At 67.4% G+C, this 769-nt stretch carries 1 protein-coding gene and 1 pseudogene; one reads left to right on the forward strand and one right to left on the reverse strand.

Translation table 11 applies throughout. The features are described from left to right. Nucleotides 1-18: 18 nt before the first annotated feature. The gene (locus BRAS3809_RS16775; protein WP_008963299.1) at nucleotides 19-252 is read right to left on the reverse strand and encodes a DUF2171 domain-containing protein; all 234 of its coding nucleotides are present in this window, start codon (nucleotides 250-252) and stop codon (nucleotides 19-21) included. 170 nt (nucleotides 253-422) lie between these two features. Here BRAS3809_RS16775 and BRAS3809_RS34905 point away from each other — a divergent pair. Continuing rightward, nucleotides 423-639, forward strand: a pseudogene (locus tag BRAS3809_RS34905) (hypervirulence associated TUDOR domain-containing protein). Nucleotides 640-769 lie beyond the last annotated feature (130 nt).

Here is a 769-nt window from a genome sequence, read left to right on the forward strand (position 1 = left end):
CGGGAGCGGTTTCCCGTCCTACGTCTCCTCCTCCATCGTCACCGCGACCGCGCCGACGGCCGACAGCCGCACCTTGTCGCCTTCGACGTCGGCGACGAGGCCCTTGTCGATGAAATGATGATGGCCCTTGTGCTGGCCCTCGCCGCTGTCCTTCTTGGTCAGCTTGATGCGGTTGCCCTCGACGCGGTCGACGGTGCCGACATGCGCGCCGTCGGCGCCGATGATCTCCATGTGCTCCCTGATGTCCTGCATGCAAGGTCCTCCCTGGCCGATGCGGCGCGGCCCGCGCCCGCCGATGTGTTTGAACGATGCTGCTTCAACCGGCGGCCGCGGCAAGCGTTCCGGGCCGCGGGGCACGGACGATGGAACGACGAGGCCGGGCGCACCATTGATGAGGTGCACGAGAGCTGAAAGGTGATGCGATGGCCAAGTTCGCGAAAGGAGACCACGTCTCCTGGAACTCGGAAGCCGGCCGCGTCAGCGGCCACATCATCGCGGTGCATCTGCGCGACTTCGACTACAAGGGCCACCGGCGGCACGCCACGCCCGAGGCCGCCGCAATACGAGATCAAGAGCGACAAGACCGACCACGTCGCGGCTCACAAGGAAAGCGCCCTGACGCGGTTGACGCGCGCGTAGATCGCGGCCCGGCCAGTGCCCGCGCAGATCACGGGAGAGCGGTTCGGCGGCGGACGAGGTCTGCCCCGTTCTCACCATCGGACATTGCCAACCGACCAGCGTTCCGCGGGCGTGGGGTTGTGCAAAGCCG

The sequence above is a fragment of the Bradyrhizobium sp. STM 3809 genome (genome assembly GCF_000239795.1).
Lineage (GTDB): Bacteria > Pseudomonadota > Alphaproteobacteria > Rhizobiales > Xanthobacteraceae > Bradyrhizobium.